General features: G+C 61.9%; 7 protein-coding genes and 2 pseudogenes. 4 read left to right on the top strand and 5 right to left on the bottom strand.

Annotated elements, in window-relative coordinates:
- Positions 1 to 204, top strand: a pseudogene (locus AAC126_RS21510) (benzoyl-CoA-dihydrodiol lyase); the annotation flags it as partial.
- A gap of 55 nt (positions 205 to 259) precedes the next feature.
- Positions 260 to 1,708: a benzoyl-CoA 2,3-epoxidase subunit BoxB gene (gene boxB / locus AAC126_RS21505; protein ID WP_339857381.1), complete on the top strand. Its 1,449-nt coding sequence runs from the start codon at positions 260 to 262 to the stop codon at positions 1,706 to 1,708.
- 105 nt (positions 1,709 to 1,813) lie between these two features.
- On the opposite strand, the gene AAC126_RS21500 is transcribed toward boxB, so the two are convergent.
- The 5 genes from AAC126_RS21500 to AAC126_RS21480 all read right to left on the bottom strand — a co-directional run bounded on the left by AAC126_RS21500 (position 1,814) and on the right by AAC126_RS21480 (position 4,274).
- The gene (locus AAC126_RS21500; RefSeq protein WP_339857379.1) at positions 1,814 to 2,038 is read right to left on the bottom strand and encodes a GDCCVxC domain-containing (seleno)protein; all 225 of its coding nucleotides are present in this window, start codon (positions 2,036 to 2,038) and stop codon (positions 1,814 to 1,816) included.
- The gene (merF, locus tag AAC126_RS21495; protein WP_339857378.1) at positions 2,008 to 2,217 is read right to left on the bottom strand and encodes a mercury resistance system transport protein MerF; all 210 of its coding nucleotides are present in this window, start codon (positions 2,215 to 2,217) and stop codon (positions 2,008 to 2,010) included. Before merF ends, AAC126_RS21500 begins: the two co-directional genes overlap by 31 nt.
- Positions 2,218 to 2,287: 70 nt before the next feature.
- On the bottom strand, positions 2,288 to 3,379 hold the full coding sequence (arsB, locus tag AAC126_RS21490; protein WP_339857376.1) for an ACR3 family arsenite efflux transporter: 1,092 nt from the start codon (positions 3,377 to 3,379) through the stop codon (positions 2,288 to 2,290).
- Between the two features lie 26 nt (positions 3,380 to 3,405).
- Positions 3,406 to 3,924: an arsenate reductase ArsC gene (locus AAC126_RS21485; RefSeq protein WP_339857375.1), complete on the bottom strand. Its 519-nt coding sequence runs from the start codon at positions 3,922 to 3,924 to the stop codon at positions 3,406 to 3,408.
- On the bottom strand, positions 3,921 to 4,274 hold the full coding sequence (locus AAC126_RS21480) for a metalloregulator ArsR/SmtB family transcription factor (protein ID WP_339857373.1): 354 nt from the start codon (positions 4,272 to 4,274) through the stop codon (positions 3,921 to 3,923). Before AAC126_RS21480 ends, AAC126_RS21485 begins: the two co-directional genes overlap by 4 nt.
- A gap of 108 nt (positions 4,275 to 4,382) precedes the next feature.
- On the opposite strand from AAC126_RS21480, the gene AAC126_RS21475 reads away from it, so the two are divergent.
- Both AAC126_RS21475 and AAC126_RS21470 read left to right on the top strand, forming a co-directional pair.
- A complete protein-coding gene (locus AAC126_RS21475) occupies positions 4,383 to 5,393 on the top strand; it encodes an ArsJ-associated glyceraldehyde-3-phosphate dehydrogenase (RefSeq protein WP_339857372.1) in 1,011 nt (336 codons plus the stop codon).
- Positions 5,390 to 5,637 (top strand): annotated as a pseudogene (locus AAC126_RS21470) (MFS transporter); the annotation flags it as partial. The gene AAC126_RS21475 and the pseudogene AAC126_RS21470, both read left to right, overlap by 4 nt.

The following is a 5,637-nucleotide window of genomic DNA, read 5'->3' as shown; positions in this document are numbered from 1 at the left end:
TCCAGCTTCTCCCCCGATGCGCTCACCGGCATGGAGGCGAACCTGCGTTTCGCCGGGCCGGAGACCATGGAAACCAAGATTTTCGGACGCCTGACCGCCTGGCAGAACTGGATCTTCCAGCGCCCGAACGCGGTCGGTCCGGACGGTGCGCTCGGCCGTTACGGCACCGGCCGGCAGCCGGAATACGACATCAAGCGGGTCTGATCGCCCCAAACCCTCATCAAGAGGCTAGACCCGAAACAGAGAGGAGACGCGGATCATGAATGAAGTTCTGAACGTCAGCTATGACACCAAGATCCCGAACAACATCAACCTCTCCAGCGACCGCAAGGTTCTGAAGGCGCTGGAGCAGTGGCATCCGGGATATATCGACTGGTGGATGGATCAGGGGCCGGAAGGCTTCCAGACCTCCGATGTCTATCTCCGCACGGCTGTCAGCGTTGATCCCAAAGGCTGGGCAAAGTTCGATTATGTGAAGATGCCCGACTATCGCTGGGGCATCCTTCTCGCCCCGCAGGTCGAGAACCGGAAGATCGCCTTCGGCGAGCACAAGGGCGAGGATGTCTGGCACGAGATCCCGGGGGAATATCGCGCCATGCTGCGCCGCCTGGTGGTGATCCAGGGCGACACGGAACCGGCCTCGGTCGAGCAACAGCGCTTTCTCGGCACAACGGCGCCGTCCCTCTACGACATGCGCAACCTGTTCCAGGTGAATGTCGAGGAAGGCCGTCACCTCTGGGCCATGGTCTACCTGCTGCAGAAATATTTCGGCCGCGATGGCCGCGAGGAAGCGGGCGAGCTGCTGAACCGCCGTTCCGGCGATGACGACAAGCCGCGCATGCTGGGTGCTTTCAACGAATCCACCCCGGACTGGCTGTCCTTCTTCATGTTCACCTTCTTCACCGATCGTGACGGCAAGATGCAGCTCGAAAGTCTGGCCCAGTCCGGCTTCGACCCGCTGTCCCGGACCTGCCGCTTCATGCTGACCGAGGAAGCGCACCACATGTTCGTCGGCGAGACCGGCGTCGGCCGCACGGTGCAGCGCACCTGCGAGGCGATGCGGGAAGCCGGTATCGAGGATCCGTTCGAGATCGACAAGGTTCGCGCCCTCGGCGTGATCGACCTGCCGACCCTGCAGAAGAAGGCGAACCTGCACTTCTCGCTGTCCCTCGACCTGTTCGGCTCCGAGATCTCGACCAATGCGGCCAACGGCTACAATTCAGGCCTGAAGGGCCGTTTCCAGGAAGAGCGGATCGACGACGACCACCGCCTGGTGAACGACACCTATCCGGTGCTGAAGATGGTCGGCGGCGAGCTGAAGCTGGTGGACGAGCCGGCGCTGTCCGCCCTCAACATGCGCCTGCGTGACGATTACGTCCGGGATTGCCAGGGCGGCATCAACCGCTGGAACCGGATCATCAGCAAGGCCGGGATCAATTTTGAGATCACCCTGCCGAGCGTCGCCTTCCACCGCCATATCGGCGAGTTCCGCGATGTTCACACCACGCCGGAAGGTCAGGTGCTGAGCGATGCTGAATGGGGGGCGCGGCGCGATGAGTTCTTGCCGACCACCGGGGATGGGGACTATATCGCATCGCTGATGACGTCCGTGCGCGAGCCCGGCCAGTTCGCAGGGTGGATTTCCGCCCCGCGCGTCGGCATCGACAACAAGCCGGGCGACTTCGAGTACGTCAAGATTCACGATTGAGTTTTCCCCGGGACTCCTCCCTTAGAAGACTCGGGCTCACCCGGGCCGCCCTTTCGGCGGCCCGGGTTTTTTTGCGGATCGGACCGTGATTGAATTCTTGGCCCGCTATCCGCAACAATCCGTTCCGGATTGGATGGGCGGGCAAGGCACCGTGCCGTAGGAGCAATAGACGCAGCAGTCTCCATGCTTCGGCTTGAGGACGGCGCGACATCCCTTGCAGTCATAGAAGTACTGGCATGCATCGGTGGGCATCTGCTCTGTCTCGCGGTGACCGCATTCCGGGCAGGTGATGGTCGATTCTAAGATTGCCTGGGATGTATTCGCCGCCATAAGGCAACCCCCACGATCGAAATGAAAAAGACAAGAGCGGGTAGCAGAACGAGATCGAGATAGCCTGTAGCCCAGGATAATCCGATTGCTCCCATCAGAACGACAAGCACCGGAGTGAAGCAGCAGATTGCAGTCACAACGGTGCCAAGCGCGCCAATCTTCAATAGTCGCGTGTCCATGAAGTGATCATATCACCTCCGCGAACAGTTCCTGTTCACAAGAGCGTTGCGTGATTGGCGGAAAACCGGATCAGCGCTGTTCCTGCCGGTCTGAAAACCATCCCCGCGTCCGGTTCGCAAACGCGACCAGAGACAGCATCACCGGAACCTCCACCAGCACACCGACCACGGTGGCCAGCGCGGCGCCGGAATGCAGGCCGAACAGGCTGATGGCGACGGCGACGGCGAGCTCGAAGAAGTTCGAGGTGCCGATCAGAGCGCAGGGCGCGGCGACGTTGAACGGCACTTTCCAGACCTTCGCCCAGCCATAGGCGATGGCGAAGATGCCGTAGGATTGCAGGATCAGCGGCGCGGCGATCAGGGCGATGGTCAGCGGATGTTCCAGCACGGTCTGGCCCTGGAAGCCGAACAGCAGGACGACCGTTGCCAGCAGGCCAAGCACGGAGAAGGGTTTTACCCGGGCGGTGAAATCGTGGATCACCTGCTCGCCCGCAGCATGGTTCGCGGCCTTTGCCGTCAAGGCCCGCCGGGTCATGTATCCGGCGCCGAGCGGGATGACGACATAGAGCAGAACCGAGAGCAGCAGGGTTTCCCACGGCACGGTCAGTTCCGTCACGCCGAGCAGCAGGCCGCAGATCGGCGCGAAGGCGATGATCATGATCAGGTCGTTGATGGAAACCTGGACCAGCGTGTAGGTCGGATCGCCCTTGGTCAGGGTGGACCAGACGAAGACCATGGCCGTGCAGGGGGCGGCGCCGAGCAGGATCAGCCCGGCGATATATTGCTCCGCGTCGGCGGCTGAAATCAGTCCGTCATACAGATAGCGGAAGAACAGGATGCCGAGCGCCGCCATGGTGAAGGGCTTGACGATCCAGTTCACAACCAGGGTGATGACCAGCCCCTTGGGCCGGTCACCGATGCTTTTCAGGCTTTCGAAATCGACGGCCACCATCATCGGGTAGACCATCGCCCAGATCAGCACGGCGACGACGATATTGACCGAGGCATATTCCAGCCCGGCCAGCGCGGCGAACAGGCCCGGCGCCAGATTGCCGAGCATGATCCCCGCCGCGATGCAGAGCGCGACCCAGAGGGAAAGCCACTTTTCGAAGAACCCGATGCCGCCCGGCGCGGCCTGCGGGGCCGCTGTCTTGTCACTCATGCGTTATCGGGTCCTTCTGTTGGTTTTCAGGCGTTCTCGGGCGTCTTGGCGGTGCCCGCGATCTCGTCCAGCCGTTTCTGCAGGGCCAGCTTGTCGAGGCCCTGAAGCGGCAGATTGACGAAAATCTCGATCCGGGTGTTCAGCATCCGGAAGGCGTCGGCGAAAGCAAAGCGTTTTTCCGCCTCGGTGCCCTCGACCGCGACCGGATCGGGCACGCCCCAATGGGCCGTCATGGGCTGGCCCGGCCAGACCGGGCAGTCTTCCCTGGCGGTGTCCTCGCAGACCGTGAAGACGAAATCCATGGCCGGCGCGTCGGGGCCGGCATATTCGTCCCAGCTCTTCGACCGCAACGCGTCCAGAGCGTAGTTCTGGTATTTCAGGAAGTCGGCGGCATAGGGATGGATTTCGCCGCGCGGGGTGCTGCCGGCACTGAATGCCTTGAACCTGCCGGCCCCGGCGCGGTTCAGAATGGCTTCCGCCATAATGCTGCGGGCGGAGTTGCCCTTGCAGAGAAAAAGAACGTTGAAGATCCTGTCACCGGTCATTGCCCTGTCTCCGGAATGGTGCCGCAAAACGCGGCAGTCGTGGCGAGATCGCCGCAAATGTCCGGGTTCCCGTTACAGCAATCCTGTGTCAGGAATGTTAAAAGCTGCCGCATCGCGTCGATTTCGACCGAATAGAAGATGTTTCGATGCTGCCTCCTGGCCCGGACAAGGCCTGCCCGCTCCAGCTGCGCGACATGGAATGAGAGGCTGGACCGGGAGACGCCGACCTGCTCCGCCAGATCACCCGCCGAAATGCCGGATGGCCCCGCCTGCATCAGCCTGCGATAGACCTGAAGCCTCGATTCTTGTGCCAGCGCGCCAAGCGCGGTAATTGCGTCATGCTCATTCATTTCAACAATTCAAATATCATTGAAATGAGAATGTGTAAAATCTATTCTGCAGCTCACGCGCTGCCGGGCATGATGGTCGGGGCTGCGTGCGCATGATGGGAGAAGCAGATGGCCGTGCGTGTTGCGATCAATGGGTTTGGCAGGATGGGGCGCCTGGGCTTGCGGGCCTGGTGGGGCCGTGACGGCTATGAGATCGTCGCCATCAATGATCCGGGTTTCACGCCGGAAATGGCGGCGCACCTGCTTGAGTTCGATACGGTGCACCGGCGCTGGGACCGGCCCGTCGGCCATACCGGGAACACTATCCTGATCGACGGCCAAGAGATCCCGCTGACCGGTCATGCCTCCCCGGCGGAAAGCGGCTGGAGCGGGGACGATATCGATATCGTTCTGGAATGCAGTGGGCGCTTCAAGACCGGCGCGGCATTACAGCCCTATTACGACAAGGGCATTGCCAAGGTGATCGTCTCCGCCCCGGTCAAAGAAGCGGGCGCGCTCAACATCGTGATGGGCGTTAATGAGCATCTCTACGATCCGTCGAAGCATCATCTGCTGACGGCGGCCTCCTGTACGACGAACTGCCTCGCCCCGGTGGTGAAGGTGGTGCATGAGGGAATCGGCATCCGGCATGGCTCCATCACCACCATTCATGACGTGACCAACACCCAGACGATTGTCGACGGGCCGCACAAGGATCTGCGCCGGGCCCGTTCCGCCCTGAACGCACTGATCCCGACCAGCACCGGCTCGGCGACGGCGATCGGTATCATCTATCCGGAGCTCAAGGGCCGTCTCGACGGCCATGCGGTGCGGGTGCCGCTGCTTAACGCTTCGCTGACGGATTGTGTGTTCGAGCTGGAGCGGGAAAGTTCTGTTGAGGAGCTGAACGGGTTGTTCCGCGCGGCGGCGGATGGCCCGCTGGCCGGTATCCTCGGCTTCGAGGAGCGGCCGCTGGTCTCCACCGATTTCACTGACGATCCGCGCTCGGCCATCATCGACGGGCCGTCCACGATGGTGGTGAACGGCACGCAGGCGAAGATCTATGCCTGGTACGACAATGAATGGGGCTATGTGAACCGGATGATGGAGCTTGCCCGGCACGTGGCGGAACGGCTGTGACATCGGGAACAGCAAGCTCTCGCGACGGCCGGACCTATGCGTCCGTGACGGCGGCTTACTGGGCTTTCACCCTGACGGACGGCGCGCTGCGCATGCTGGTGCTGCTGCATTTCCACCAGCTCGGTTTCACCCCGCTCGATATCGCCTTCCTGTTCCTGCTCTATGAGGCGATGGGTGTGGTCACCAATTTCCTTGGCGGCTGGATCGGCGCGCGCTTCGGGTTGCGGATCACGCTTTTTGCCGG

This window comes from uncultured Nisaea sp. (assembly GCF_963974195.1).
Taxonomy (GTDB): Bacteria; Pseudomonadota; Alphaproteobacteria; order Thalassobaculales; family Thalassobaculaceae; genus Nisaea.
Note: the sequence above shows the minus strand (reverse complement) of the source record. Positions and strands in the feature narration are given on the sequence as shown.